The organism is Streptomyces sp. NPDC048057 (assembly GCF_040653095.1).
In the GTDB taxonomy this organism is placed as follows: domain Bacteria; phylum Actinomycetota; class Actinomycetes; order Streptomycetales; family Streptomycetaceae; genus Streptomyces.
Genome location: NZ_JBEZNF010000002.1, coordinates 287096 through 311496, shown reverse-complemented (window position 1 = coordinate 311496; position 24401 = coordinate 287096). Strand labels below are relative to the sequence as shown.

General features: G+C 73.6%; 20 protein-coding genes. 11 read left to right on the top strand and 9 right to left on the bottom strand.

Going from position 1 to position 24401, the window contains the following annotated elements; genetic code table 11:
• Window positions 1–60: 60 nt before the first annotated feature.
• Both AB0E05_RS03490 and AB0E05_RS03485 read right to left on the bottom strand, forming a co-directional pair.
• The gene (locus tag AB0E05_RS03490) at window positions 61–2490 is read right to left on the bottom strand and encodes an ABC transporter permease (RefSeq protein WP_361958037.1); all 2430 of its coding nucleotides are present in this window, start codon (window positions 2488–2490) and stop codon (window positions 61–63) included.
• Window positions 2487–3290 carry an ABC transporter ATP-binding protein gene (locus AB0E05_RS03485; protein WP_361958034.1) on the bottom strand — a complete coding sequence of 268 codons (804 nt, stop codon included), beginning with the start codon at window positions 3288–3290 and terminating at the stop codon, window positions 2487–2489. Before AB0E05_RS03485 ends, AB0E05_RS03490 begins: the two co-directional genes overlap by 4 nt.
• A 110-nt stretch (window positions 3291–3400) precedes the next feature.
• On the opposite strand from AB0E05_RS03485, the gene AB0E05_RS03480 reads away from it, so the two are divergent.
• The 3 genes from AB0E05_RS03480 (at window position 3401) to AB0E05_RS03470 (ending at window position 6173) form a co-directional block, all read left to right on the top strand.
• The gene (locus tag AB0E05_RS03480) at window positions 3401–4603 is read left to right on the top strand and encodes a sensor histidine kinase (protein WP_361958031.1); all 1203 of its coding nucleotides are present in this window, start codon (window positions 3401–3403) and stop codon (window positions 4601–4603) included.
• Window positions 4591–5244, top strand: coding sequence for a response regulator transcription factor (locus tag AB0E05_RS03475; protein ID WP_361958028.1), 654 nt, complete (start codon window positions 4591–4593; stop codon window positions 5242–5244). Before AB0E05_RS03480 ends, AB0E05_RS03475 begins: the two co-directional genes overlap by 13 nt.
• A 122-nt stretch (window positions 5245–5366) precedes the next feature.
• A complete protein-coding gene (locus tag AB0E05_RS03470) occupies window positions 5367–6173 on the top strand; it encodes a MerR family transcriptional regulator (protein WP_361958025.1) in 807 nt (268 codons plus the stop codon).
• On the opposite strand, the gene AB0E05_RS03465 is transcribed toward AB0E05_RS03470, so the two are convergent.
• Genes AB0E05_RS03465 through AB0E05_RS03455 form a run of 3 tightly spaced genes read right to left on the bottom strand, consistent with a single transcriptional unit; the run spans window position 6170 to window position 10805 of the window.
• Window positions 6170–8365 (bottom strand): 3-hydroxyacyl-CoA dehydrogenase NAD-binding domain-containing protein, encoded by a 2196-nt coding sequence (locus AB0E05_RS03465; protein ID WP_361958023.1) that lies wholly within the window; start codon window positions 8363–8365, stop codon window positions 6170–6172. The two genes, AB0E05_RS03470 and AB0E05_RS03465, sit on opposite strands and share 4 nt — an antisense overlap.
• Before the next feature lie 39 nt (window positions 8366–8404).
• Complete coding sequence (locus AB0E05_RS03460; RefSeq protein ID WP_361958020.1) at window positions 8405–9625, bottom strand: acetyl-CoA C-acetyltransferase; 1221 nt, start codon at window positions 9623–9625, stop codon at window positions 8405–8407.
• A 25-nt stretch (window positions 9626–9650) separates the two neighbouring features.
• Complete coding sequence (locus tag AB0E05_RS03455; protein ID WP_361958017.1) at window positions 9651–10805, bottom strand: CaiB/BaiF CoA-transferase family protein; 1155 nt, start codon at window positions 10803–10805, stop codon at window positions 9651–9653.
• A 274-nt stretch (window positions 10806–11079) separates the two neighbouring features.
• On the opposite strand from AB0E05_RS03455, the gene AB0E05_RS03450 reads away from it, so the two are divergent.
• The gene (locus tag AB0E05_RS03450; RefSeq protein ID WP_361958014.1) at window positions 11080–12282 is read left to right on the top strand and encodes a saccharopine dehydrogenase NADP-binding domain-containing protein; all 1203 of its coding nucleotides are present in this window, start codon (window positions 11080–11082) and stop codon (window positions 12280–12282) included.
• Between the two features lie 499 nt (window positions 12283–12781).
• Here the strand turns inward: AB0E05_RS03450 and AB0E05_RS03445 are convergent, their stop codons facing one another.
• The 3 genes from AB0E05_RS03445 to AB0E05_RS03435 form a co-directional block, all read right to left on the bottom strand.
• The gene (locus AB0E05_RS03445) at window positions 12782–13237 is read right to left on the bottom strand and encodes a tellurite resistance TerB family protein (protein WP_361958167.1); all 456 of its coding nucleotides are present in this window, start codon (window positions 13235–13237) and stop codon (window positions 12782–12784) included.
• A 446-nt stretch (window positions 13238–13683) separates the two neighbouring features.
• Entirely contained in the window at window positions 13684–13905 is a 222-nt protein-coding gene (locus tag AB0E05_RS03440) for a hypothetical protein (RefSeq protein WP_361958011.1), read from the bottom strand.
• A gap of 301 nt (window positions 13906–14206) precedes the next feature.
• Window positions 14207–14908 carry an endonuclease V gene (locus AB0E05_RS03435; RefSeq protein ID WP_361958164.1) on the bottom strand — a complete coding sequence of 234 codons (702 nt, stop codon included), beginning with the start codon at window positions 14906–14908 and terminating at the stop codon, window positions 14207–14209.
• Between the two features lie 55 nt (window positions 14909–14963).
• Between AB0E05_RS03435 and AB0E05_RS03430 the strand changes: the two genes are divergently transcribed.
• From AB0E05_RS03430 to AB0E05_RS03410, 5 genes are all read left to right on the top strand, one after another.
• Window positions 14964–15263 (top strand): YciI family protein, encoded by a 300-nt coding sequence (locus AB0E05_RS03430; RefSeq protein WP_361958008.1) that lies wholly within the window; start codon window positions 14964–14966, stop codon window positions 15261–15263.
• Window positions 15264–15398: 135 nt separating this feature from the next.
• The gene (locus AB0E05_RS03425) at window positions 15399–15824 is read left to right on the top strand and encodes an SsgA family sporulation/cell division regulator (protein WP_361958005.1); all 426 of its coding nucleotides are present in this window, start codon (window positions 15399–15401) and stop codon (window positions 15822–15824) included.
• 346 nt (window positions 15825–16170) lie between these two features.
• A complete protein-coding gene (locus AB0E05_RS03420) occupies window positions 16171–17826 on the top strand; it encodes an ABC-F family ATP-binding cassette domain-containing protein (RefSeq protein WP_361958002.1) in 1656 nt (551 codons plus the stop codon).
• 139 nt (window positions 17827–17965) lie between these two features.
• Window positions 17966–20230, top strand: coding sequence for an excinuclease ABC subunit UvrA (locus AB0E05_RS03415; protein WP_361957999.1), 2265 nt, complete (start codon window positions 17966–17968; stop codon window positions 20228–20230).
• 245 nt (window positions 20231–20475) lie between these two features.
• The gene (locus AB0E05_RS03410) at window positions 20476–21450 is read left to right on the top strand and encodes an acyl-ACP desaturase (protein WP_361957996.1); all 975 of its coding nucleotides are present in this window, start codon (window positions 20476–20478) and stop codon (window positions 21448–21450) included.
• Window positions 21451–21477: 27 nt separating this feature from the next.
• On the opposite strand, the gene bla is transcribed toward AB0E05_RS03410, so the two are convergent.
• Entirely contained in the window at window positions 21478–22431 is a 954-nt protein-coding gene (gene bla / locus AB0E05_RS03405; protein ID WP_361957993.1) for a class A beta-lactamase, read from the bottom strand.
• Window positions 22432–22516: 85 nt separating this feature from the next.
• Between bla and AB0E05_RS03400 the strand changes: the two genes are divergently transcribed.
• Both AB0E05_RS03400 and AB0E05_RS03395 read left to right on the top strand, forming a co-directional pair.
• Window positions 22517–23473, top strand: coding sequence for a LysR substrate-binding domain-containing protein (locus AB0E05_RS03400; protein WP_361957990.1), 957 nt, complete (start codon window positions 22517–22519; stop codon window positions 23471–23473).
• Window positions 23470–24387 (top strand): serine hydrolase, encoded by a 918-nt coding sequence (locus AB0E05_RS03395; protein WP_361957987.1) that lies wholly within the window; start codon window positions 23470–23472, stop codon window positions 24385–24387. Before AB0E05_RS03400 ends, AB0E05_RS03395 begins: the two co-directional genes overlap by 4 nt.
• The last annotated feature ends 14 nt before the right edge of the window (window positions 24388–24401 follow it).

The window sequence follows — 24401 nt, the reverse complement described above, 5'->3', positions numbered from 1 at the left end:
GGCACGACGCCCTGGGCGGGGTCCGACATCGGGCCCCGCCCAGCGCTGTTCACCCCCGGTTCAGTCGGTGGTCCGCAGGTCCGGTGCGCCTTCCTTCGTCCGCAGGGACCTGGCCGCCGGCAGGACCGTGGCCAGGAGGGCGAGGAGCAGCGTGGCCGCCACGGTCGCGAGGATCGGCGGCCAGGGCACCACCAGGGCGACCGGGATCCCCAGCGTTCCGCTGAGCCCGGCGCGGATGCCGAGCAGCGACGGCACGGCGACCAGCGCGCCGAGCACGGTGCCGATCGCGACCACCAGCGCGCTCTCGGCGGCGAGCGCACCGAGCACCTGACGGGCCGTCGCACCGGAGCGGCGCAGGATCCGCAGGTCCGGGACGCGGTCCGCGGTGGACATCAGCAGGGTGCCGGCCACCGCGATGCCGGTGTACCCGGCGGACAGGGCGACCAGCAACAGGGTGAAGACCCGCACGAGCCGGTCCTCCGCCGCTGCGTCGCGTCCGCCGAACTCCTCGACCGTGATCTCCCTGCCGCCGCGGACCTCGACGGGCGGGCCCGTGCGGTGCACGGCCGCGGTGAGGGCGGCGGGGTCGTGGGCGCGCACCAGGGCGCGGGTGAGCACCGCGGCGTGCGGCAGGTCCCGGTCGTCGAGGACGGCCGCGATCCGCAGGGGGCGGGTGGTGCCGTCCTCGAAGGTGACCGGGACCGATGCGCCCGCGCGGGCGCCGAAGGCGGCGAGGCCGGAGCGGGAGACCACCACGGCCCCCTCCCCCTGCTTCAGCGCGGCGAGGTCGTCGTCGGACAGCCCGTGGACCGCGGCGTACGCCGCCGGTTCGACGCCGACGGCCTCGACCGGGGTGCGTGCGCTCCCCGCGTACAGCACGGTCGGCACGATCGGCGAACCGGTGATCCGTCGGACCTCCGCGTCCGTCAGACCGGGCGTCCGGTCCGGCACGACCGTCGCCGCGGCGCTGACGGACGCCACGTCCCGGTCCGCGTACGACTGCGCCGTGGTCGCGGTGTTCACCGTGATCAGCACGGTGAAGGCGACCGTGGCGAGCACCGGGGCGACGGTCGACGAGGTGCGGCGCACGGCGGCCAGCATGCCGGCTCGCACCAGGACGACGGTGGCGCCCCGGGCGCCGCGGAAGGGGCGGGTCGCCAGCCGCACCAGGGGCGGTACGAAGGCCGGCATCAACAGGGCCGTGCCCGTGATCAGCCCCACGGCTGTGACCAGGGCGAAGACGATCATGTCGGCGGGTGCGGCGGACGCGGTGGCGACGGCCGCGCCCACACCGAGCGCGACGAAGGCCAGCCCGGTGATGCGGCGCCACCGCGTCAGCGGCCGGTCGTCGACGGCGGCCTCGCGCAGCGCCTCCATCGGCCCGATGCGGGCGGCCCGGCGCGACGCCGTCCAGACCCCGGCGAAGGCGATCGCCACGCCCGCGAGGAAGGCCAGCACGGACACCCACGGCCGCTGCTGGACGGCGAAGCCGCGCGGCTGGAACCCGGCGTCCACGAGGACGTCGCCGAGCACCGGCACGCCCGCGGTGCCGAGCAGGGTGCCGACGGCGGCGGCGAGGGCACCGACGACCAGCCCTTCCACGGACACCGTGCGCCGGACCTGACGCGGCGTCGCGCCGATGGTCCGCAGCAGCCCGAACTCGCGGCGGCGGCGCAGCACGGTGAACGCGAAGGCGGAGGAGACGACGAAGACGGTGACGAAGGCGGAGAGCCCGGTCATCGCACTCACCACCTGCCCGCCGATCCACCGGATCTCCTCGTCCTCCCCGGGCGCGAGGTCGGCGCGCCCGGCGCCGCTCAGCACCCGGCCCCCGTCGCCGACGACCCGGCCGGCGCCCGCGGCGACGGCGGCGGCATCGGCGCCCGCCTCCAGGCGCAGCCCGATCACCCGTACGCCGGCGGACAGTTCGCCGGCGCGGGCGTCGGTGAGGTAGTAGCCGGGCCCGTCGACCGTCCCCGACACCGTGAAGGGGGCCGGTCCGTCCGCGGTCAGCAGGGTGGTGCGCGCCCCTGTGGCGAGGCCGAGGGAGCGGTCGAGCGCGACCTCGTCCGCGGTCTGCGGCGCCCGGCCGGAGGTCAGGCGGTACGGGGCGAGGGCGGCGCTCGACCAGCCGTGGCCGAGCCGGTCCCCGGTGCGCTGCTCGCCGAGCGGGCGCGCGCCGTCGACGGCCTGGGCGTAGAAGGAGCGGTCGGGCACGGCGGCGTGTACGCCGGGCACCGCCGCGAGGTCACGGGTGAGGCGCCGCACGTCCTCGGGGGCGAAGGGCGCGGCCTCCTGGAAGGTGGCCGGATCCAGCGGACCGCTCTGGACGAGCACCGCGGTGCCGGCGTACCGCTCGGGCACGCCGCTGCCGCCGGACAGCAGGATCAAGGCGCTCATGGTGAGGATCGCGGCGCCCAGGCACAGGGCGGTGAACGAGCCGACGAACGCGGTCCGGCGTTCGCGCAGGAAGGCGAGTGCCGTCTTCACGCTCCGACCTCCGACGGGCGGCCGGCCGCGCCTGCTTCCAGGGTGGCCATGCGGGCGGCGATCGTCGTGGCCGCCGTACGGGAGCGGGTCTCGTCGGCGACCCTGCCGTCCGCGAGGAACACCACGCGATCGGCGAAGGACGCCGCCACCGGGTCGTGCGTCACCATGATCACGGTCTGTCGGCGCTCGTCGACCAGACCGCGCAGCAGCGTCAGCACGTGCCACGACGTCTTGGTGTCGAGGGCGCCCGTCGGTTCGTCGGCGAAGAGGACGGCCGGGTCGCCGATCAGCGCCCGGGCGATGGCGACGCGCTGCTGCTGCCCACCGGAGAGGGTGCTCGGACGGTGCCGTGCCCGGTCGGCGAGCCCGACTTCGGCGAGCGCCACGGCCACGGCCGTCGGGTCGGGCCGGCGCCCGGCGAGCCGCAGCGGCAGGGCGACGTTCTCCTCCGCGGTCAGCGCGGAGACCAGGTTGAACGTCTGGAAGACAAAGCCGATGCGGTCCCGGCGGAGCAGGGTGAGCCCGGTCTCGTCGAGACCGGTCAGGTCGGTGCCGTCGAGGACGACCCGGCCTGCGGAGGGGGGTTCGAGGCCGGCGGCGCAGTGCAGCAGGGTCGACTTGCCGGAGCCGGACGGGCCCATGACGGCGGTGAGGGTGCCGCGGGCGAAGTCGAGGCTGACCCCGTCCAGCGCGGTCACGGCCCCGCCGCCGGTGCCGTACTGCCGGGTGAGGCCGTGCAGTTCGACGGGGTGCGCCGCGGTGGGGGCTGGGGTCCGGGGTTGGGGAGAGGTACTGGGCATGGCGCAAAGTCCACCGCCCGGCACCCCGTCGACGCACGGGCGGCCGGGCTAGTCCTCGTACTACACCTGGCACTACTGCGCCGGGCGCGGGGCGGGGTTACGGTCGCGGAATGATCCACCGCACCGCCCTGGAGGCGCTGACCCGGCAGCCGCTGCGCTTCCTGCTGACGTCCTGGCCCTGGCGTTCGATCGGCTACCTGCTGTCCGGCGGGCTGCTCGGGGTCGCCGCCTGGGTGGCCGTCGGAGGACTCGTCGCCGCGGCCCCCCGCATCGGGGCGGTCACCGCGGCATCGGGCGCGGTCGCGGTGCTCGCGTTCGTCGCGGCCATCTCCGGTTCGCTGGAACTGCGCAGGCTGCGCCTGGTGGACCCGACGGCCGACGGCGCGGACGGGCAGCCCCGCGACCGCTGGCGCGCGCTGGGGTACGGCGCCCTGTCCGTGCTCGCCGTGGGATGGGTGGACCTGGCGCTGCTCATCGTCGCGGCCGGCATCCCCGGAGTGCTGCTCACCGCGCCCCTCCAGCCCACGGCGGCGCCGTGGGCGGCCGTGGCGGGGCCGGTCGCGGGTGTCCTGCTGCTGCCGGTGGCCGCGTATCCGGTCACCGCGTGGGCGGGCGCGCGGGCGGCCGTCGCCCGGGCGGTGCTGGTGCCGCGTGAGGGCGAGTTGCGGGAGGTGCGGCGCTCCCGGGCCCGGCTGATGGACGCGTACGAGACGGAACGCCGGCGCATCGAGCGGGACCTGCACGACGGGGCGCAGCAGCGGCTGGTGGCCCTGACGATGAAGCTCGGCCTCGCCGGGCTCGACCTGTCACCCGGCTCGCGCGCCGCCCAGGAGGTCGCCGATGCGCACCGGATGGCCAAGGAGGCGCTGGCGGAGCTGCGGGAGCTGATCCGCGGGGTGCATCCGCAGGTGCTGAGCGAACGCGGGCTGCCCGCGGCCGTACGGGACGCGGCGGGCCGCTCCCCCGTCCCCGTCGACCTGGACCTGCGCCTGGCGCGGCGGCTGCCGTCGACGGTCGAAGTCGCCGCGTACTACGCCGTGTCGGAGGCCCTGACCAACGCGGCGCGGCACAGCGGCGCCGCCCGCTGCCGCATCAGCGGCCGGGTCGACGCGGGCACGCTGGTCGTGGAGGTGCGCGACGACGGCCGGGGCGGCGCGTCGCCGGACGGCGGCTCCGGGCTGACGGGCCTCGCCGACCGGGTGGCCGCGGTGGACGGTCGGATGCTGCTGTCCAGCCCGGCCGGCGGGCCGACGTTGATACGGGTGGAGATTCCGGTGGGGACGTCCGGGGAGGCCGCGCCGTGCGCACGCTGAAGGTCGTCATCGCCGAGGACGCGGTGCTGCTGCGGGAGGGTCTGGTGGGGCTCCTGGAACGGTTCGGCCACACGGTGGCCGCGGCCGTGGGGGACGGGCCGTCGCTGGTGGCGGCGGCCCTGGAACACCGACCCGACGTGGTGATCGCCGACGTCCGCATGCCGCCGGGCTTCACCGACGAGGGGCTGCGCGCGGTCCGCGAGCTCCAGCGGCTCCGACCGTCGCTGGGCGCGCTGGTGCTCAGTCAGTACGTGGAACAGACCTTCGCGGACGAACTCGTCGCCGCCCGGCACCGGGCCGGCACGGGCTACCTCCTCAAGGACCGGGTGGGCGACGTCGAGGAGTTCGTCTCCTCGGTGGAGCGGGTGGCGGACGGCGGCACGGTCGTCGACCCGGAGGTCGTACGCCAACTCCTGGCCCGCCGCCGCGATCCGCTGTCCCGGCTGACCCCGCGCGAACGGGAGGTCCTCGGCCTGATCGCCGAGGGCCGCTCGAACGCGGCGGTGGCGCGGGCGCTGGTGGTCACCGAGGCGGCGGTCGCGAAGCACATCGCGAACATCCTCCTCAAGCTCGACCTCCCCCCGGCCCCGGACGACCACCGCCGCGTCCGCGCGGTCCTCACGTACCTCCGCGGCACGTGAGCGCGGGCGCACCGTGCGGCACTGGCGTCCACGGCGCGGCGGCAGACCGTCCACGGGGGCTTTCACAGCAGTGGTGAGACAGCAATACTGTTGCACCGCGAAGGGGAGAGTGAGGCGCAGGGATGGGTACCGGCACCGGCGCGACCACGGACCCCGGGTCGCCCGACGGCGACGGGCCGACGTTCACGGTCGACGCGTTGGCGGCGCGGGCCGGGGTGACCGTGCGGACCATCCGGTTCTACGGCACCCGCGGACTGCTGCCGCCGCCGGTGATCGGCCCCCGCCGCGTGGGCCGGTACGGCGCCGCGCACCTGTCGCGCCTCGCGCTCATCGAGGAGTTGCAGCGCCAGGGCATGACGCTCGCCGCCGTCGAGCGGTACCTGGAGCAGCTGCCCGGGGACCTGAGCGCGCAGGACCTGGCCATCCACCGGGCCCTTGTGGCGTCCTGGATGCCGGACTCCGCGGAAGTGGCCACGCACGCGGAGGTGGAGCGGCGGCTCGGGCGGACGCTCGCCGAGGGCGACGTGGAGCGGCTGGTCGCGATGGGCGCCGTGGAGCGCGAGCGCGACGGCGCGCCGGGCACGTACCGCGTCGACCCGGGCCTGCTGCGGCTCGGCGCGCAGTTGCTGGACGTCCCCATCGCGTACGAGACGATCCTGGCGGCCCGCACCGTCCTGGTGGAGCACACCCGTTCGGTGGCGCACGAGCTGACCCGACTGTTCCGGGACGAGGTGTGGCACCCGTACCGGGACCGGGAGGAGGACGACGGGCGGGCCCAGGGGGAGGCGGAGCGCGCCGAGGCGATGCGCGCGCTGTCCGCCCCCATGCGGCCCTTGGTGGTGCAGGCCCTGGTGACCGCGTTCCAGCGGTCGTTGAAGGAGGAGCTGCGGGCCGCCTTCACGGTGGACGGCCCGCAGCAGGATGGCTAGGTCGCGTCGGTGAAGCGCTCGCCGCGCTCCGCCTTCGCGAGCAGCAGCGCCGGGGGCTCGAACCGCTCCCCGTAGCGGGCCGCCAAGGCGCGCGCCCGGGCGACGAAGCCGGGCAGGCCGCCCTCGTAGCCGTTGACGTACTGGACCACTCCGCCGGTCCACGCGGGGAAGCCGATGCCCATGATGGAGCCGATGTTGGCGTCGGCGACCGAGGTCAGCACGCCCTCCTCCAGGCAGCGGACGGCGTCCAGCGCCTCCGAGAAGAGCATCCGCTCCTGAAGGTCGACGAACGGGACGTCGACGTCGGGCCGGGTGAAGTGCTCGCGCAGCCCCGGCCACAGGCCGGCCCGGGCGCCGTCCTCGCCGTACTCGTAGAAGCCCGCTCCCCCGCTGCGCCCGGGGCGGCCGAACTCGTCCACCATCCGGTCGACGACCGCTTCCGCCGGGTGCGCGGCCCAGGTGCCGCCGGCCTCCTCGACCGCGCGCTGCGCCTCACGGCGGATCTTCCTCGGCAGGGTGAGGGTGAGTTCGTCCATCAGGGACAGCACCTTGGCCGGGTACCCGGCCTGCGCCGCGGCCTGCTCGATCGAGGCGGGCTCGACGCCCTCGCCGACCATGGCAACGCCTTCGTTGATGAACTGGCCGATGACCCGCGAGGTGAAGAAGCCGCGGGAGTCGTTGACCACGATCGGGGTCTTGTTGATCTGCCGCACCAGGTCGAAGGCGCGGGCCAGCGCCTCGTCGCCGGTGCCGGCGCCCTTGATGATCTCCACCAGCGGCATCCGGTCGACCGGTGAGAAGAAGTGCAGCCCGACGAAGCCGGCGGGGCGCGCCACCCCTTCGGCGAGGGCGGTGATGGGCAGGGTCGAGGTGTTGGAGCACAGCAGCGCGTCGGGCGCCACCACCTCCTGGACCTCCTGGAACACCTTGTGCTTGAGCGCGGTGTCCTCGAAGACGGCCTCGATCACCGCGTCGCAGCCCGCGAGGTCGGCGACGTCCGCGGTCGGGGTGATCCTGGCGAGCAGGGCGTCCCGCTTGGCCTCCGTCGTCCGGCCCCGGGCCAGCGCCTTGGCGAGCAGTTTCTGCGAGTACGCCTTGCCCCGTTCGGCGGCTTCGGTGGAGACGTCCTTGAGGACGACGTCGATCCCGGCGCGGGCGCAGGAGTACGCGATGCCGGCGCCCATCATCCCGGCGCCCAGCACGGCCACCTTGCCCACCCGGCGCGGCTCGACGCCCCGGGGGCGGCTGGCGCCCGAGTTGACCGCCTGGAGGTCGAAGAAGAACGCCTGGATCATGTTCTTGGCGGTCTGTCCGGTGACCAGTTCGGTGAAGTAGCGGGCCTCGATGGTCTGCGCGGTCTCGAAGTCGACCTGCGCGCCCTCGACCGCGGCGGCCAGGATGTTGCGCGGCGCGGGGTAGGGGGCGCCGCCGGTCTGCTTCTTCAAGTTCGCCGGGTAGGCGGGCAGTTCGGCGGCGAACCGCGGCGACGAGGGGGTGCCGCCGGGGATCCTGTACCCCTTGACGTCCCAGGGCTGCTGCGACTCGGGGTGGGCGTCGACGAAGGCGCGGGCCTTGGCGAGCATCTCCTCGGGGGTCGCGGCCACCTCGTGGACGAGGCCGTTGTCCAGGGCGCGGCGCGGGGAGTACTGGGTGCCCTGGAGGAGGACCTTGAGCAGGGCGTCCGCGATGCCGAGGAGGCGTACGGTGCGGGTGACGCCGCCGGCGGCGGGCAGCAGGCCCAGGGTGACCTCCGGCAGTCCGATCTTGGAGCCGGGGGCGTCGAGGGCGATGCGGTGGTGGCAGGCGAGCGCGATCTCGTAACCGCCGCCCAGCGCTGCGCCGTTGACCGCGGCGACGACGGGCTTGCCGAGGGTCTCGATCCGGCGCAGGGCGCGCTTGACCTCCATGCCGGCGTCGAACGCCTGCTGGGCCTGCGCGGGCCCGATCTCGATCATGTCCTTGAGGTCGCCGCCGGCGAAGAAGGTCTTCTTGGCGGAGGTGATGACGATGCCGCGGACGGTGTCCCGCTCGGCCTCCAGCCGGTCCGCGATCGCGGTGACGGAGGCGCGGAACGCCGCGTTCATGGTGTTGGCGGACTGCTGGGGGTCGTCCAGGACGAGGGTGATGACGCCGGTGTCGTCGCGTTCCCAGCGGATGGCGGGGTGGGTGGTCGCGTCGGTGGTCGTGGTCATGGCTGCGGTCTCCGGGGGGCTGTGGCGGACGGCGGAAGCTCAGGACGTGACGCGTTCGACGACGGTGGCGACGCCCATGCCGCCGCCGACGCAGAGCGTGACCAGTCCGTACCGCTTGTCCTGGCGTTCCAGTTCGTCCACGAGGGTGCCGAGGATCATCGCCCCGGTCGCGCCCAGCGGGTGGCCCAGTGCGATCGCCCCGCCGTTGACGTTGATCCGGTCGAGGGGGAGGTCGAGTTCGCGCGCGAAGCGCAGGACGACGGCGGCGAAGGCTTCGTTGATCTCGACGAGGTCGATGTCGTCGATGGTCAGCCCGGCGCGGGCGAGGGCCTTGCGGGTGGCCGGCGCGGGCCCGGTCAGCATGATCGTCGGCTCGGAGCCGGAGACCGCGGCCGACACGATCCGGGCGCGGGGGGTGAGCCCGTTGCGCTCGCCGGCCTCCTTGGTGCCGACGGCGACGAGGGCCGCGCCGTCGACGATGCCGGAGGAGTTGCCGGCGTGGTGGACGTGGTCGATCTTCTCGACCCAGTGGTACTTCTGCAGGGCCACGGCGTCGAAGCCGCCGAGGTCGCCGATGCCGGCGAAGGACGGCTTGAGGGCGGCGAGGGTGTCCGCGGTGGTGCCGGGGCGCAGGTGTTCGTCGCGGTCGAGGACGACGAGTCCGTTGCGGTCCCGCACGGGCACCACGGAGCGGTCGAAGCGGCCCGCCTTCCAGGCGGTTGCGGCCCGCTCCTGCGACAGGGCGGCGTACTCGTCGACGTCGCGCCGGGAGAAGCCCTCGATGGTGGCGATCAGGTCGGCGCCGATGCCCTGCGGGACGAAGCCGACGGCGGTGTTGGTCATCGGGTCGGCGAACCAGGCCCCGCCGTCGGAGCCCATCGGGACGCGGGACATGGACTCCACGCCCCCGGCGAGCACCAGGTCCTCCCAGCCGGAGCGGACCTTCATCGCGGCCATGTTGACCGCTTCGAGGCCGGAGGCACAGAAGCGGTTCTCCTGGACTCCGGCGACGGTGTCGGGCAGCCCGGCGGCGACGGCGGCGATCCGGGCGATGTCGGAGCCCTGGTCGCCGACCGGGCCGACGACTCCGAGCACGATGTCGTCGATGGCAGCCGGGTCGAGTTCGGGGTGGCGGCTGCGCAGCTCCTGGATCAGTCCGACGACGAGGTCGATCGGCTTGGTGCCGTGCAGGGCGCCGTTGGCCTTGCCGCGCCCGCGCGGGGTGCGGATCGCGTCGTACACGTACGCTTCGGTGGTCAAGACGACTGCCTTTCGGGTGGGGAGGTCAGGGCGCTTCGCCGGCGGACCCGGGGCGGGCGGGCAGGTCCCAGTCGCGGGCCACGGACGCGGCGTCCGCGCCCGGCGCGGTGGGGCCGGAGCGGATCGAGGTGGGCGTGGTGGAGAACCGGGGCGCCGGCGCCGGTTGGGTGATCCCGCCGTGGTCGGTGAAGGTGGCGCGGGCGGCCAGATGCGGGTGCGCCGGGGCCTCCCGCAGGGAGAGCACGGGGGCGACGCAGGCGTCGGAGCCCTCGAAGACCGCCGTCCACTCGGCGCGGGTGCGGGACTTGAAGCGGGCGGCGACCAGCTCGCGCAGTTCGTCCCAGCGGTCGAAGTCCTTGCGGGACGGAGCCTGGTCCGCGATGCCCAGCAGCCGGACGAACTCGTCGTAGAACTGTCGCTCCAGCGCCCCGACCGCCATGTACGCGCCGTCGGAGGTCTCGTAGCAGCCGTAGAAGGGGCTGCCGCCGTCCAGGAGGTTGCCGCCGCGGCGGTCCTGCCAGCCGCCGGCCGCCATCATGCCGTGGATCATCGTGGCGAGGTGGGCGGCGCCGTCCACCACGGCCGCGTCGACGACCTGCCCCGTGCCGCCTTCGGAGCGGGCGTGCTGGAGCGCGGCGAGGACGCCGACGACGAGGTAGAGGGAGCCGCCGGCGTAGTCGCCGAGGAGGTTCGCGGGGACCGCCGGCGGCTCGTCGGGCGTGCCGATCATGCCGAGGGTGCCGGTGACGGCGATGTACGCGATGTCGTGTCCGGCGCGCTGGGCGAGGGGGCCGTCCTGGCCCCAGCCGGTCATCCGGCCGTACACCAGGCGGGGGTTGCGGGCCAGGCAGGCGTCCGGGCCGACGCCCAGGCGCTCGGCGACCCCGGGCCGCAGCCCCTCGATCAGCACGTCCGCCCGCTCGACGAGGTCGAGCACCCGCTCGGCGCCGTCGGCTGCCTTGAGGTCGACCAGGACGGACCGCTTGTTGCGGTTGGTGAGGTCGTACGGGGCGGGGATGGCGAGCCCCGAGCCGTCGGGCCGGTCCACGCGCACCACGTCGGCGCCGAGGTCGGCGAGGAGCATCGCGGCGAAGGGGCCGGGCCCGATGCCCGCCAGCTCGACCACCCTGACCCCGCTGAGCGGGCCGTTCCCTGTCGCTGCCGTCGAGGTCGGCGTCATCGAGTCCCCAGCCTTGATGTGACACATCTGATGTAACACCAGCGATGGTAAGAACGTGTTTCAGCGCTTACAAGGGTTTCCCGGTCTTTCCGCGACTTTCCCCGGCCGTCCGAGGGGCGCGCTTCGCCCGGGTGCCGTGCGCCCCCGGAGCCGGGTTCCGCAGGCCGGTGCGGCCTGCACTTTCCCCGGGCGTTCGGGCGGCGTTAGGGTCTGCCCGCACTCCCTCGTGGCCGGCGGCCCGCCCGTCGGCACGGCGTCATCGGCGGAGGATCCATTGGACAGGCAGGACGGGGCCGGTCGCGCTGGGCGCCCCCACGACATCGTGCTCTTCGGGGCGACCGGGTTCGTCGGCGAGCTGACGGCCCGCTATCTGGCGGCGCACGCGCCCGAGGGCTGCCGCTGGGCGCTCGCCGGCCGGAGCCGGGCGAAGCTGGAGCGCCTGCGGGACCGGCTGGCGGCCGACCACCCGCACTGCGCCGGGCTGCCGTTGGTCGAGGCGACGGCGGACGACCCCGCGGCGCTGCGCCGGCTGGCCGCGTCCGCCCGGGTGGTGGCGACCACGGTCGGCCCCTACCTCTGGTACGGGGAGCCGCTGGTCGCCGCCTGCGCGGACGCCGGCACGGACTACCTGGACCTGACGGGCGAGCCGGAGTTCGTGGACCTGATGTACGTGCGGCACGAAGCGCGCGCCCGGGAGACGGGCGCCCGGCTGGTGCACGCGTGCGGCTTCGACTGCGTGCCGCAGGACCTGGGCGTGTACTTCACCGTCCGTCAGCTGCCGGAGGACGTGCCGCTGAGGGTGGACGGCTTCGTCCGCACCGACGCCACGTTCTCCGGCGGGACGCTGGCGTCCGCGCTGAACGCGCTCGGCCGCGGGCGACAGATGCGGCGGGCGGCGCACGAGCGGCGGCTGTACGAGCCCCGGCAGGTGGCGCGTCGGGCCCGCGCCCCGCTGGGCGGCCCCCGCTACAGCCGGGAGGCGGGCGCCTGGGCGTTGCCGCTGCCGCTGCTCGACGGGCGCGTCGTCACCGCTTCGGCGCGGGCGCTGCCCCGCTACGGCCCCGACTTCCGCTTCCGCCACTACGCCGCGGTGCCCACCCTGCCGACGGCGCTGGGCGGGGTGGCGGCGGCCGGCGCCCTCGCGGGTCTTGCCCAGCTGCCGCGGGCCCGCCGCTGGCTGTCCGAACGGATCGTCAGCCCCGGCCAGGGGCCGGACGCGGAGCGCCGGGCGCGGAGTTGGTTCTCGGTGCGGTTCGTGGGCGAGGGCGGCGGGCGGACGGTGTACACGGAGGTCTCCGGCGGCGACCCCGGCTACGACGAGACCGCGAAGATCTTCGCCGAGTCCGCGCTCAGCCTCGCCCACGACGAACTGCCGCAGGTCGCGGGCCAGGTCACCCCGGTGGTGGCGATGGGCGACGCCTTGTTGGACCGGCTGCGGGCGGCCGGCATCCGCTTCCGCACGGCGGCGGTGCGCTAGGGCCTGTCCGGAATGCCCCGCCTGGTCCGCGACGCCCGGCACGCACATGCGCTGCCTCGGCAGGCCCGGTAGCGCGGTGGATGGCTCGGTGGTCGTGGCGACCTCGGCCCGGCGGTGGGCTGTTCGCGCAGTTCCGCCCCCTACGCCCGCAGGGCCGTGGGCAGTAAGGGGCGCGGGGAGCTGCGCGACAAGCCACAGACGGGCTTCAGAGACCAACGCTCCCTCAGGGATTACGGCGGCTCCGCCCAAGGTCACAGGGAAGCCCGCGGGGGTTTCCGGACACTCCCTGAACCCTCCCCTCCGGATCGGGCTGGGTCAGCGAGCAGGGTCTGGTGCTGTGGATCGCAAGGTGGGGCCCTCCCGGAGAAGCCGGGGGTGAGCGTTCGCACGCTCGATGCACGTGGAAGATCCGACAACGCAGCGTGGGGGTACCGCCGTGCCCGCCGGGCACAGGGGCGTGGCTGACGCCGCGCGCCCGCCGGGGACCACGGGGCAACCCTCAGAGGTCGAACTCGTGCGGCGGCAGGTCGAGCGCGTAGCACGCCTCGCGCACGACGGCCTGTTCGGTCTTGTCGAAGTCGCCGTCGGCGCCACCGATGACGATGCCGATCTGAATGACCGCCCGGGCCTCGGCGGGCTTCTTCTTCGCCTTGGCGATTTCCTGGAGCACGCCGACCTTGCCGAAGTCGAAGTCGGCCGTCAGCTTGGCCAGGTTCTCGTCGAAGCGGCGCTGAAGGTCCATCGCGTCGAAGTTCTGCAGCACCTCGTTCGAGGCGATCAGCTGTGCGATCCGGCGCCGCTCGGACGGGTCGACGGTGCCGTCCGCGGCGGCGACCAGAGCGCACATCGCCATCGAGGCGTCCCGGAAGGCGCCGGACTTGAGGTCGTTCTGCTTGGCGACCAACTGCGTCTGCATCTGCGACGCGGACTCCTTGATGCGGTCCCACAGGGCCATGAACACTCCCGGCATCGGGGCGGCCGCTCCGCCAGGGGCGCGCGGACCGCCTTAACTTCTACAGCAATGTAGAACATAGCAGTGGAAGGGTTGGCTCCCGTGACCGTCGGGCAGACGCATGCCGAGCCTCGCAGGCACGGGATCGCGCCGTGCACGGAGAGCAAGCCGCCCTCCTCGTGCGCGCCGTGGGCGCCACGGTGAGCGCGATGCCCGACGAGGCGGCAGATCCAGCCCCGCGACCTCGACGCGGGCCACGAGCCTCCGGGCGATGCACTCGGCGGCCAAGTCGGCGTCGCCGCCCCTGGGGTGAACCTGACCACAGCCGAACCGGGCGCACGTCCGGGATGCCACGGGAGCCGTACGGGGAGTGCAGTACAGGCGCACCGGGCAAGCCAGAACGCTGCCGGCACCCCGCGACCAGCAGGGTGCCGACAGCGTTGCCGCACCTACCTGGAGGGGGCGTCCAGCGCGGCGAGCGCCTGGGCCCAGCGCACGTACTTCAGGCCGGCCAGGTCGGAGACCGTCTTCACGCCGAACGCCTCCTGAAGGAGTTCACCGTCCCGGTCGGACACTCCCTTGAGCGCGGACACGGGCGCGGCGAGGATCTCCGGCAGACCCTTGTCCGCCCACGCCTTGTCCAACACCTTCTCCAGATCGATCGAAGCCACGACAGTCCTCCCAGGGCACATGTGAATCAGTGGTCCGGGCGGCCTGCCGCGGTCGCCGCGCCCGGTGGACGGCGAGCCGTTCCAAGCCTGCGCGCCTCCCGCCGCCGCCCGCGGGGCAGCCGGGAACACCCGACCCACCCCTCGCTTCTTCTACAAGCATGTAGAAGCATAGGGGTGGAAGAACCGTCGCGCACCGCGTCCCGGCCGAAAGCTCCAGGACGTCCGAAAAGCGCCCCGGCCAGACGAGGGCGGCCACTCCCGGAGCAACGGCGGCTCCGTCAAGAGGCGCAGCGGACACGCCCTACGGCACGTCCTGCGTCGCCGCCGTGAGGGCGTCGCGGCACAGGCGGTCCGCGTGGCGCGTGGTCTCCGGGACGCGGTAACGGGGGGCGAGGTGGAGGGTGTGGGCGCAGGCGGCTTCGAGGGTGACGCGGTGTCCCACGGAGACGTACACGGGCTTCACTCCGGCCCGGGTGCGCAGTGCGCGGCCGACCTCCTCGCCGTCGTCGGCGGTCAGCGGCGCCCAGTCGCCCCGCTCCGTCCCGGGCTCGTCGTGGGCGAACACGAAGGGGTTCTTCGCCACGCCGATCACCGGGAGGCCGGTGAGCACCCCGAGGTGGCTCGCGAGCCCGAAGCGGCGCGGGTGCGCGCGCCCGTACCCGTCGCAGACGACGAGTCCGGGCGCGACGGTCAGCGCCCGCAGCGCGGCGAGCACGGCCGGCAGTTCGCGGAAGGCCAGCAGCCCGGGCACGTACGGGAAGGAGACCCGGCCGACCGCGGTGGACCGCGCCACGACGTCGAGCGTGGCGGCGTCCAGGGTGACGGCCGCCGCGGCCACGAGGTCGCGCCCGTCGTCGTACGCCACGTCCACGCCGGTCACCGTCCCGGACCCGACCGGGGGTCCCGACTCGTCGAGGACGACGCGGTCGCGCAGTTCGTCCTGGAGGGCGAGGGCGGCGGCCTCGTCGCGCGGCCAGTCGTCGGGCGTGTCGATGATCTCCATGGTGGCGCCCACCCTATGCGGCGCGCCGAGGAGGCCGACCCTTAGCCTGACGATCATGTTCGTACTGGAGCTGACCTACACCGCGCCCGTCGAGCGCGTCGACGCCGTGCGCGACGCGCACATGTCCTGGGTGAACGACCACTACGCGGACGGCCTGTTCCTCGCGTCGGGGCGCAAGGCCACCCGGGACGGCGGGGTGGTCCTGGCCGCGGGGGACGACCGCGCGCGGATCGACGCGGTCGTGGCGACCGATCCGTTCGTGCTCGCCGGAGTCTGCGCGTACCGGATCACCTCCGTCGCCGTGACCAGGACCGCGCCCGGCCTTGAGACCCTGCGCGGCGAGCCGACGGGCTGACGCCGCGAGGTGGTCCGGCCCTCGGTGACACAGCTCACGCACCCCGCCGATGCACGGATGGGCCGCGGTGGACGTCCTTCCCCGTGTCAGGGAAGCGTCCGCGGGGCTGCGCGTGCAGGGAACAGGGGTCCGTCCATGTCCACATCAACCGTCGTCATCGAGCAGGCCGCACAGGCCCGGATCGTCGCTTCGGCCCCTCGGGCGGAGCCCCTCCACGTCACCCTGCGGTACGAGACGGACGACCCCTTCGCGGTGCGGATGGCGTTCCCGCCGAACGCGACGCTGGAGGGCAGGGAGGTGTCCTGGGCGTTCGCCCGCTCGCTGCTGTCCGCGGGCCTGGCGGAGCCGGTCGGGGTCGGTGACGTGCGGGTGCGGCCGTACGGCTACGACCGGACCGTGGTCGAGTTCCACGCCCCCGAGGGCATCGCGGTGGTGCACGTCCGCAGCGGAGACGTGCGGCGCTTCCTCCGGCGGGTGGAGGACGTGGCGCCCGAGGGCCACGAGCACCGCTACCTCGACCTCGACCACGGTCTGAGCCAGCTGCTCGGCGACGTGCGCTGAAGGTGCGTCCCGCCCCCAACGCACCTTGAGAGCACGTCGCCCGCGCCGGGCGCGAAAAAGCCGTTGACTCCCCTCGCGCGCCCCCGTTACGTTTCCCCCGTCCCATCACCGTCGATTGGAGAAGGACGTTGAAGGTCTGAGGTCCTGAGACACCGTGCGTCACCGCCGTCTTCGGCGTGTGCGCAGTGCGTGCGACCTCGGCCTGTCGTGCCGTCCTTCCTCCGCGGGACCCCTTCCCTGCGCCGCCCGGTCCGCGCGGCTGCACGGCCTCTTCCCGCCCCGTCGTACGCACTGCGGTGTCTCCACCCGTTGCCCTTGTTCCACCCCACGCAACCGGGAGACCCGGATGTCCACCAACGCCACCCATCTGTCCTGCGCCGCGCTCTCGTTCTCCTGGCCCGACGGCACGGAGGTCTTCGACGACTTCCGGATCGCGATCGGCCCCGGCAGGACCGGCTTGATCGGCCTCAACGGCTCGGGCAAGTCGACCCTGCTGAAGCTGATGGCGGGTGCGCTGACGCCCGCCGGCGGCACCGTCCGCGCCGCCGGGCAGGTCGGCTACCTGCCGCAGGACCTCGTACTCGACACCGCGCTGCGGGTCGACGAGGTGCTGGGGATCGCCGCCGCCCGGGCCGCGCTCCACGCCATCGAGGCCGGCGATCCGAGCGAGGAGCACTTCACGGCCGTCGGCGACGACTGGGACGTCGAGGAGCGGGCCCGGGCCGCGCTCGACCAGCTCGGACTCGACCACGTCGACCTGGACCGCACCATCGGCGAGGTCTCCGGCGGGGAGGGCGTCCTGCTGCAACTGGCCGCCCTGCTGCTCGCCGGGCCGGACGTCCTGCTGCTGGACGAGCCCACCAACAACCTCGACCTGTACGCGCGGCGCCGGCTGTACGACGCGGTCGCGTCCTGGTCCGGCGCGCTGGTCGTGGTCAGCCACGACCGGGAACTGCTGGAGCTGGTGGACCAGATCGCCGACCTGAGGGACGGTGAGGTGACCTGGTACGGCGGCAACTTCACCGCGTACGAGCGGGCGCTCGCCGTCGAGCAGGAGGCGGCGGAGCGCATGGTGCGCGTCGCCGAGGCCGACGTACGGCGGCAGCGGCGCGAACTGATCGAGTCGCAGGTGAAGCAGGCCCGTCGGCTGCGGTACGGGAAGAAGGCCCAGGAGGAGAAGCGCGTCCCCAAGGTCGTGGCCAACACCCTCAAGAGCTCCGCCCAGGAGTCCGCGGGCAAGCAGCGGGCCGTGCACCAGGAGCGGCTGGCGGGCGCCCGGGAACGGCTGGGCGAGGCGCAGGAGGCGGTCCGGGACGACGACGAGATCCGCATCGACCTGCCGCACACCCAGGTCCACCCGGGCCGGGAAGTGCTGCGGATGAAGGAACTGGAGCTGCACTACGGGGCGGTGGTCGCGGGCGAGTTCGACATCCGCGGGCCCGAGCGGATCGCCCTGGTGGGGCGGAACGGCGCGGGCAAGACCACGCTGCTGCGCACCCTCGCGGGCGGCCTGGACCCGGTGTCGGGCGAGGTGGAGGTGCAGGTGCCGCTGCGCTTCCTGCCGCAGCGCCTCGACGTGCTCGACGACGCACGGAGCGTGGTCGAGAACGTGGCCGCGGTCGCGCCGACCGCGACGAACAACCGCATCCGGGCCCAGCTCGCGCGCTTCCTCTTCCGGGGCGCGAAGGCGGACCGGCCGGCGGGGACGCTCTCGGGCGGCGAGCGGTTCCGGGCGGCCCTCGCCTCGCTGCTGCTGGCCGAGCCGGCGCCCCAGTTGCTGCTGCTCGACGAGCCGACCAACAACCTGGACATGGCGAGCGTGCGCAAGCTGACGGACGCGCTCGACGCGTACGAGGGCGCGCTGGTCGTGGCCAGTCACGACGTGGCGTTCCTGGAGTCGATCGGGGTGACCCGCTGGCTGCTGCTGGACGGGGAGCTGCGGGACGTCAGCGCCGAGGACGTCCGGGAGGGCAGGCTGCACCACTCGGTGCCGCAGCAGTAGCGCGGTCGGCGGGGGCGTCGTCCTGGACGGCGCCCCCGCCGGCGGGCCCGCGCCGCGGGCGTCCGCACGACGCCTCACGCGAGAACCCGCCCGTAAACCCAGACAAGGGATGTCCGGTATTCTGGTTAGCTTCGCCGGCATGCCTGAGCAAGACATCGTCATCACCGGCGCACGCGAGAACAACCTCCAGGACGTCTCCCTCACCATCCCGAAGAACCGGATCACCGTCTTCACCGGGGTGTCCGGCTCGGGGAAGTCGTCCGTCGTCTTCGACACCATCGCCGTGGAGTCCCAGCGGCAGCTCAACGAGACCTTCACCTCCTTCCTGCGCAACCGGCTGCCGAAGTACGAGCGCCCGCACGTCGACGCGATCGACGAGCTGTCCGTGGCGATCGTGGTCGACCAGAAGCCGATCGGCGGCAACGTCCGCTCCACCGTCGGGACGATGACGGACATCAATGCGGTGCTGCGGGTGCTGTTCTCCCGCCACGGCACCCCGAGCGCCGGGCCGGCCACCTCGTACTCCTTCAACGACCCCTCCGGGATGTGCCCCGACTGTGACGGCATCGGCCGCACGGTGGAGCTCGACGTGGACCGGGCCGTCGACTGGTCGAAGTCGCTCGCGGACGGGGCGCTGCTGCTGCCCGGGCTCTCCCCCGGCTCCTGGGAGTGGAAGCTGTACGCCGAGTCCGGCCGCTTCGACGTGACCAAGCCGCTCGGCGCGTACACCGAGGCCGAACGCGAGCTGCTGCTGTACGGCAGCGGCTTCTCGGTCCGGATCGACATGAAGTCGGGCGCGGCCGAGTTGCAGTTCGAGGGGATCGTCAACCGGTTCACCCGACTGTCGCTGAAGCGGGACACCGGGACCCTCTCGCAGCGGCGCCAGGAGGCGGTCGACCGGTTCACCGTGCAGCACGCGTGCCAGACGTGCGGCGGGGCCCGGCTGAACGGAGCGGCGCTGGCGAGCCGCATCGACGGGCGCAGCATCGCCGACCACTGCCGGATGGAGGTGTCCGACCTGGTGGAGGTCCTGGGCCGGATCGATGATCCGGTGGCGACCCCGGTGGCGGCCGAGGCGCGGGAGCGGCTGGACCGGCTCGTCGACATCGGCCTCGGCTATCTCTCGCTGGACCGGGAGACCACGACCCTGTCGGGCGGGGAGGGCCAGCGGCTGAAGATGGTGCGCCACCTCGGCAGCTCGCTGACCGGGCTGACCTTCATCTTCGACGAGCCGAGCGTGGGGCTGCACCCCCGGGACGTGGGACGGCTGAACGACCTGCTCGCACGGCTGCGGGACCGGGGCAACACGGTGCTGGTGGTCGAGCACGACCCCGACGTGCTGGCGATCGCGGACCACGTGGTCGACATGGGCCCGCGGGCGGGCGTGGACGGCGGTCGGGTGGTGTTCGAGGGGTCGGTGGCGGCGCTGCGGGACGCGGACACCCTCACCGGGCGCCACCTGCGGCGCCGTACGGAGCTGAAGGAGGCGTTCCGTACGCCCCGGGGGTGGCTGCCGGTGCGGGGCGCGAATCTGCACAACCTCAAGGGCGTGGACGTGAGCTTCCCCGTCGGGGTGCTCACGGCGGTCACGGGCGTCGCGGGCTCCGGGAAGTCGACGCTGGTGTCCGAGGTGTTCACCGGTGCGCACCCGGAGGCGGTGGTGATCGACCAGAGCGCGATCACGGCCTCGTCGCGCTCCACCCCGGCGTCGTTCCTCGGGATCATGGACACCCTCCGCAAGGTCTTCGCCCGCGCGGCCGGGGTGTCGCCGAAGCTGTTCAGCTTCAACTCGGCGGGCGCCTGCGAGGAGTGCTCCGGGCGTGGCGTCATCCACACGGACCTGGCGTTCATGGACCCGGTGACGACGACCTGTCCCGGATGCGAGGGGCGCCGCTTCAAGGAGGAGGTGCTGCGGCACCGGGTGGCGGGGCACTCCGTGGTGGACGTGCTCGACATGACGGCGGCGCGGGCGGCGGGGTTCTTCGAGGACGAGGCGGTACGGCGGAAGCTGGCCACGCTGGACGACGTGGGGCTGACGTACCTGTCGCTGGGACAGCCGCTGAGCTCGCTGTCCGGCGGCGAGCGGCAGCGGCTGAAGCTCGCCACCCAGCTGCACCGCACGGGCAGCACCTACGTGCTGGACGAGCCGACGACCGGACTGCACATGGCCGACGTGGACACCCTGGTCACCCTGCTGGACCGGCTGGTCGACGCGGGCAACTCGGTCATCTGCGTCGAGCACAACACGGACGTGGTCAAGCGGGCGGACTGGATCGTGGACCTGGGGCCGGACGGCGGCAAGAACGGCGGGGAACTGGTCTTCGAAGGCACTCCGGCAGCGCTGCTGGAGCACCCGAAGTCCGTCACGGCGCGGTACCTGCGGCGCGACCTCGACAGGGGCTGAGGGGCGCGCACGGGAGGGGAACGACGTGAGCTGCCTCTCGGCGGGCGCGCGGCCGGGGCGCCCTCGTCGGCCCGTCCCGAGGGGTGAAAACCTGGACAAAGTGGAGTGACTTATCCCACACAAGAGAGGTTCCGGGGGTCCGGCTTGGCCGAAGGCTTACCCCGCCCTTAACCTACGGTCTCGTAACCTACGAAGCCGTAGGTAACCCCTCCCCTCTGGTTCCACTCCCGTCCCCAGGAGCACCCGTGACCATCACCTCTCCCCACCTCGGCAGTTCGGAAGCGTGGACCGACGCCCGGCTGCTGTTCGCCCTCGAAGAGGTGGTCGAGAAGGAGCTGAACCGCCATCTGAAGGTCGCGAAGGACTGGATGCCGCACGAGTACGTGCCCTTCGGCGACGCCCGCAACTTCCCGGGCTTCTTCGAGGACGGCGTGGCCTGGGAGCCGGAGCAGTCCAAGGTCACGGACATAGGACGGATCGCCCTCGTGGTGAACCTGCTGACGGAGGACAACCTCCCCAGCTACCACCACGAGATCGCCACCCTCTTCGGCCGCAACGGCGCCTGGGGCACCTGGGTGCACCGCTGGACGGCCGAGGAGGCCCGCCACGGCATCGTGATGCGCGACTACCTCCTCACCTCCCGCGCCGTCGACCCGGACAAGCTGGAGGAGTTCCGGATGGCGCACATGTCGGAGGGCTTCGAGTCGGACAACAGCCACTCGATGCTGCACTCGATCGCGTACGTCGCCTTCCAGGAGCTGGCCACCCGGATCTCCCACCGGAACACCGGCCACCAGTCGGGCGACCCGATCTGCGACCGGATGCTGGCGCGCATCGCGACCGACGAGAACCTGCACATGGTCTTCTACCGGAACCTGCTGGTCGCAGCCCTGGAGCTGGCGCCCGACCTCACGCTCCAGGCGGTGCGCGACGTCGTCGTCAACTTCCGGATGCCCGGCCACGGCATCCCGGGCTTCGAGCGGGCCGCCGCACAGATGGCGATCGGCGAGGTCTACAACATGCGCATCCACCACGACGACGTCCTCGCCCCGGTGCTGCGGTTCCTCAAGGTCCTGGAGATCGGCGGGCTCGGCCCCGACGGTCTGAAGGCCCAGGAGGAGCTGGGCCTGTACATGGGCGGGCTGAACGCGGAGGCGCTCAAGTTCGACGAGAAGCTGGCCGCGCGCAAGGCCAGGCTGGCGGCGCGCGCGGCGCACTGACCGCACCCGCCTCGCCGAGGCCCTGGCTCAGGCCAGGGCCTTCAGCGTGACCTCCGCGGCGCGGGCGATGAGTTCGTCGTTCGGCTCGGCGTCGCGGACGTCGCGGCGGGTCAGGACGGCCAGCGCGATCGGCGCGGCCTTCGGCGGCCAGACGACGGCGATGTCGTTGCGGGTGCCGTACCCCCCGGTGCCGGTCTTGTCGCCGACCACCCAGCCCTCGGGAGCACCGGCCCGGATGACCTTGTCACCCGTGGTGTTGCGCTTGAGCCAGTCGGTCAGCAGGGCCCGCTTGTCGGCGGGCAGGGCGTTCCCGAGGACGTAGGTGCGCAGGTCGGTGGCGAGCGCGCGGGCCGTGCTGGTGTCGCGCGGGTCCCCCGGCGTGGCCTCGCTCAGCTCCACCTCGTAGCGGTCGCACCGGGTGACCCGGTCGCCGATGGCGCGCAGCGCCGCCTGGAGGCCGGACGGCCCGCCGAGTTCGTCGAAGAGCAGGTTCGCGGCGCCGTTGTCGCTGTGGCGCACGGCGGCGTCGCACAGCTCGCGCAGCGTCAGACCGGTGCTGAGGTTCTCCCGGGTGATCGGCGAGTGGCCCACGGGGGCACCGCGGTCGTAACGCACCCGCCGGTCGAGCTGGGTCAGCGAGCGCTTGTCGAGCACGGCGGCGGCCAGGAACGCCTTGCAGGTGGAGGCGTAGGCGAACCGCTCGTCGGGCCGGTTCGTGATCACCCGGTCCGATCCGGTGTCGATCGCGTACACACCGAGCCTGGCGTCGAACTGCCGCTCCAACTCGGCGAAAGCACGCGCCGGGTCGCGGAGCGCCCCGGAGGCCGGCGCCGAAGTGCCGGGGGCAGGGCGCGCCGAGCCGTCCTTCGACGGACTGCTCTGGCACCCGCTGAGGGGGATCGCGGCGAGACCGGCGAGGGCGGCGAGCGCACTTCGGCGGGACGCACGGACGGTGCGGGGGTTCACGGGTGTGGTCCTCATGCCCCGAGAAGAGCAGCGCGCTCCTCATTGCGTCCAAGACACATATGAGTCTTGCATTGATTGAACTTGGATATGATCCCTGGTCGTGGACCTGATCCTGCATGCGCAGTGCTTTGTGGCTGTTGCAGAGGAGTTACATTTCGGTCGTGCCGCCCAGCGCCTCGGCATGGCCCAGCCACCCCTGTCACAACGCATCCAGCGGCTGGAGCGCGAATGGGGCGTACGACTCTTCGACCGCACCACCCGTCAGGTCACGATCACCAAGGGCGGCGAGCTGCTGCTGACGGAGGCGCGTCAGCTGCTGGCGTGCGCGGAGGCGCTGAAGGCCACGGCGCGACGCGTCCAGGACGGGCACGGCGGACTGCTGCGGGCCGCGCTGCCGCCGGACGTGTCCGGGGCGACCGTCGCCGCGGTCCTGACCGGGTTCCGGGACCGGCACGAGGGCGTGGAGCTGGAACTGCACGAGCTGTCGACCGCGGAGCAGCTCGCGCAACTCGCCTCGCACGACCTCGACGTGGGCCTCATCCACCACCCGTGCGACGTCTCCGGTCTGGAGCTGGGCCCCGTGCTCCGGCACGACCTGGGCGTACTGCTCCCCCACGACTCGCCGGCCGCCCGGACCAAGACCGTCGCGCTCGCCGCGCTGACGGGGCACGAACTGATCCTCTTCCCGCGCGCACTGTCGCCCGCGGTCTACGACGACCTGCTGACGACGTGTGCCCGGCACGGCTACACCCCGGCGGCGATCCGCCACGGGCAGGGCCCGAGCTTCACCCGTGGCCTGCTGCTGTCCCGGCGCGCCGTGGCGTTCGCGCCGCGCGACGCCCATCTGACCGGCGACACCGAGCTGTGCTGGCGTCCGCTCGGCGGTGCGCCGCTGGCCCTGCGGCACTCCGCGGCCTGGCTCCAGGGGCGGGGCGACGCCGCGGTGCGCGCGTTCGCCGACACCGTCACCGATGCCCTGGGCCGCACCACCGGAGCCGGCCCCGACCTTCCGTCCCGTCCCCTGCACCTACGACCGGCGGCCGAGTACTGGCTATGACCGAATCCACCACCCCCGACCACACCCGAACCCAGGACCGCATTCGGGATGCCTTCGCGAGCGCGGGTGTCACCGGCTGGCTGCACGCCCGCGACGTCGACGCCGACGGGCAGGTCGACGTCGGCGCGGACCATGCCGTCGTCACGGCCAGCGTGCACAAGCTGTGCCTGCTCGTCGCCCTCCACCGGGAGGCCGACGCGGGCCGGCTGGACCTCACGGAGCAGACCGTGGTGCCGCCGGGGGACCGCACCCCGGGGCCCACGGGGCTCGCGGCGATGCTCGACGAGGTGCGGCTGTCGCTGCGCGACGCGGCCCATCTGATGATGACCGTGAGCGACAACACCTCCGCGGACCTGCTGTTGGCGCGGGTGGGACTGGACGCCGTCAACGACACCACCCGCCGACTGGGGCTGACCCGCACCCGCGCCGTGCAGACCTTCCGCGAGTTCCTCACCACGATCAGGGAGGACGTCGGCCCGACCGGTCCGCAGGCGCTGGCGGACCCCCGGGTGATCGCCCGGCTGCGGGCGGTCGACCCGGCCCGCACCAGCCACAGCACGCCCCGCGACATGACCCGGCTGCTGTCGGCGATCTGGCGCGACGAGGCCGGCACCCCCGAGCACTGCGCCGCGATGCGGCGCGTCCTCGGGCTCCAGGTGTGGCCGCACCGCCTGGCCTCGGGCTTCCCCTTCGACGACGTCCACGTCGCAGGCAAGACGGGCAGCGCGCCCACGGTGCGCAACGAGGTCGGCGTCGTCGAGTACCCCGACGGCGGGCGGTACGCCGTCGGGGTCTTCACCCGCGCGGCGTCCCCGGCGGCGACGCTGCCGGCGGCGGACGCGGTGATCGGCACGGCGGCGCGGATCGCCGTCGACGCGCTGCGGTCACCGGGGGCGGGGGCGGGCGCGCCGTAGCGCGCGGACCGGCC

What these genes read in the sequence shown, in the direction of transcription:
- AB0E05_RS03485 (WP_361958034.1), bottom strand. Translation starts at nt 3,290, where the DNA reads ATGCCCAGTACCTCTCCCCAACCCCGGACCCCAGCCCCCACCGCGGCG.
- AB0E05_RS03480 (WP_361958031.1), top strand. Translation starts at nt 3,401, where the DNA reads ATGATCCACCGCACCGCCCTGGAGGCGCTGACCCGGCAGCCGCTGCGC.
- AB0E05_RS03470 (WP_361958025.1), top strand. Translation starts at nt 5,367, where the DNA reads ATGGGTACCGGCACCGGCGCGACCACGGACCCCGGGTCGCCCGACGGC.
- AB0E05_RS03465 (WP_361958023.1), bottom strand. Translation starts at nt 8,365, where the DNA reads ATGACCACGACCACCGACGCGACCACCCACCCCGCCATCCGCTGGGAA.
- AB0E05_RS03455 (WP_361958017.1), bottom strand. Translation starts at nt 10,805, where the DNA reads ATGACGCCGACCTCGACGGCAGCGACAGGGAACGGCCCGCTCAGCGGG.
- AB0E05_RS03445 (WP_361958167.1), bottom strand. Translation starts at nt 13,237, where the DNA reads ATGGCCCTGTGGGACCGCATCAAGGAGTCCGCGTCGCAGATGCAGACG.
- AB0E05_RS03435 (WP_361958164.1), bottom strand. Translation starts at nt 14,908, where the DNA reads ATGGAGATCATCGACACGCCCGACGACTGGCCGCGCGACGAGGCCGCC.
- AB0E05_RS03430 (WP_361958008.1), top strand. Translation starts at nt 14,964, where the DNA reads ATGTTCGTACTGGAGCTGACCTACACCGCGCCCGTCGAGCGCGTCGAC.
- AB0E05_RS03425 (WP_361958005.1), top strand. Translation starts at nt 15,399, where the DNA reads ATGTCCACATCAACCGTCGTCATCGAGCAGGCCGCACAGGCCCGGATC.
- AB0E05_RS03420 (WP_361958002.1), top strand. Translation starts at nt 16,171, where the DNA reads ATGTCCACCAACGCCACCCATCTGTCCTGCGCCGCGCTCTCGTTCTCC.
- AB0E05_RS03415 (WP_361957999.1), top strand. Translation starts at nt 17,966, where the DNA reads ATGCCTGAGCAAGACATCGTCATCACCGGCGCACGCGAGAACAACCTC.
- bla (WP_361957993.1), bottom strand. Translation starts at nt 22,431, where the DNA reads ATGAGGACCACACCCGTGAACCCCCGCACCGTCCGTGCGTCCCGCCGA.
- AB0E05_RS03395 (WP_361957987.1), top strand. Translation starts at nt 23,470, where the DNA reads ATGACCGAATCCACCACCCCCGACCACACCCGAACCCAGGACCGCATT.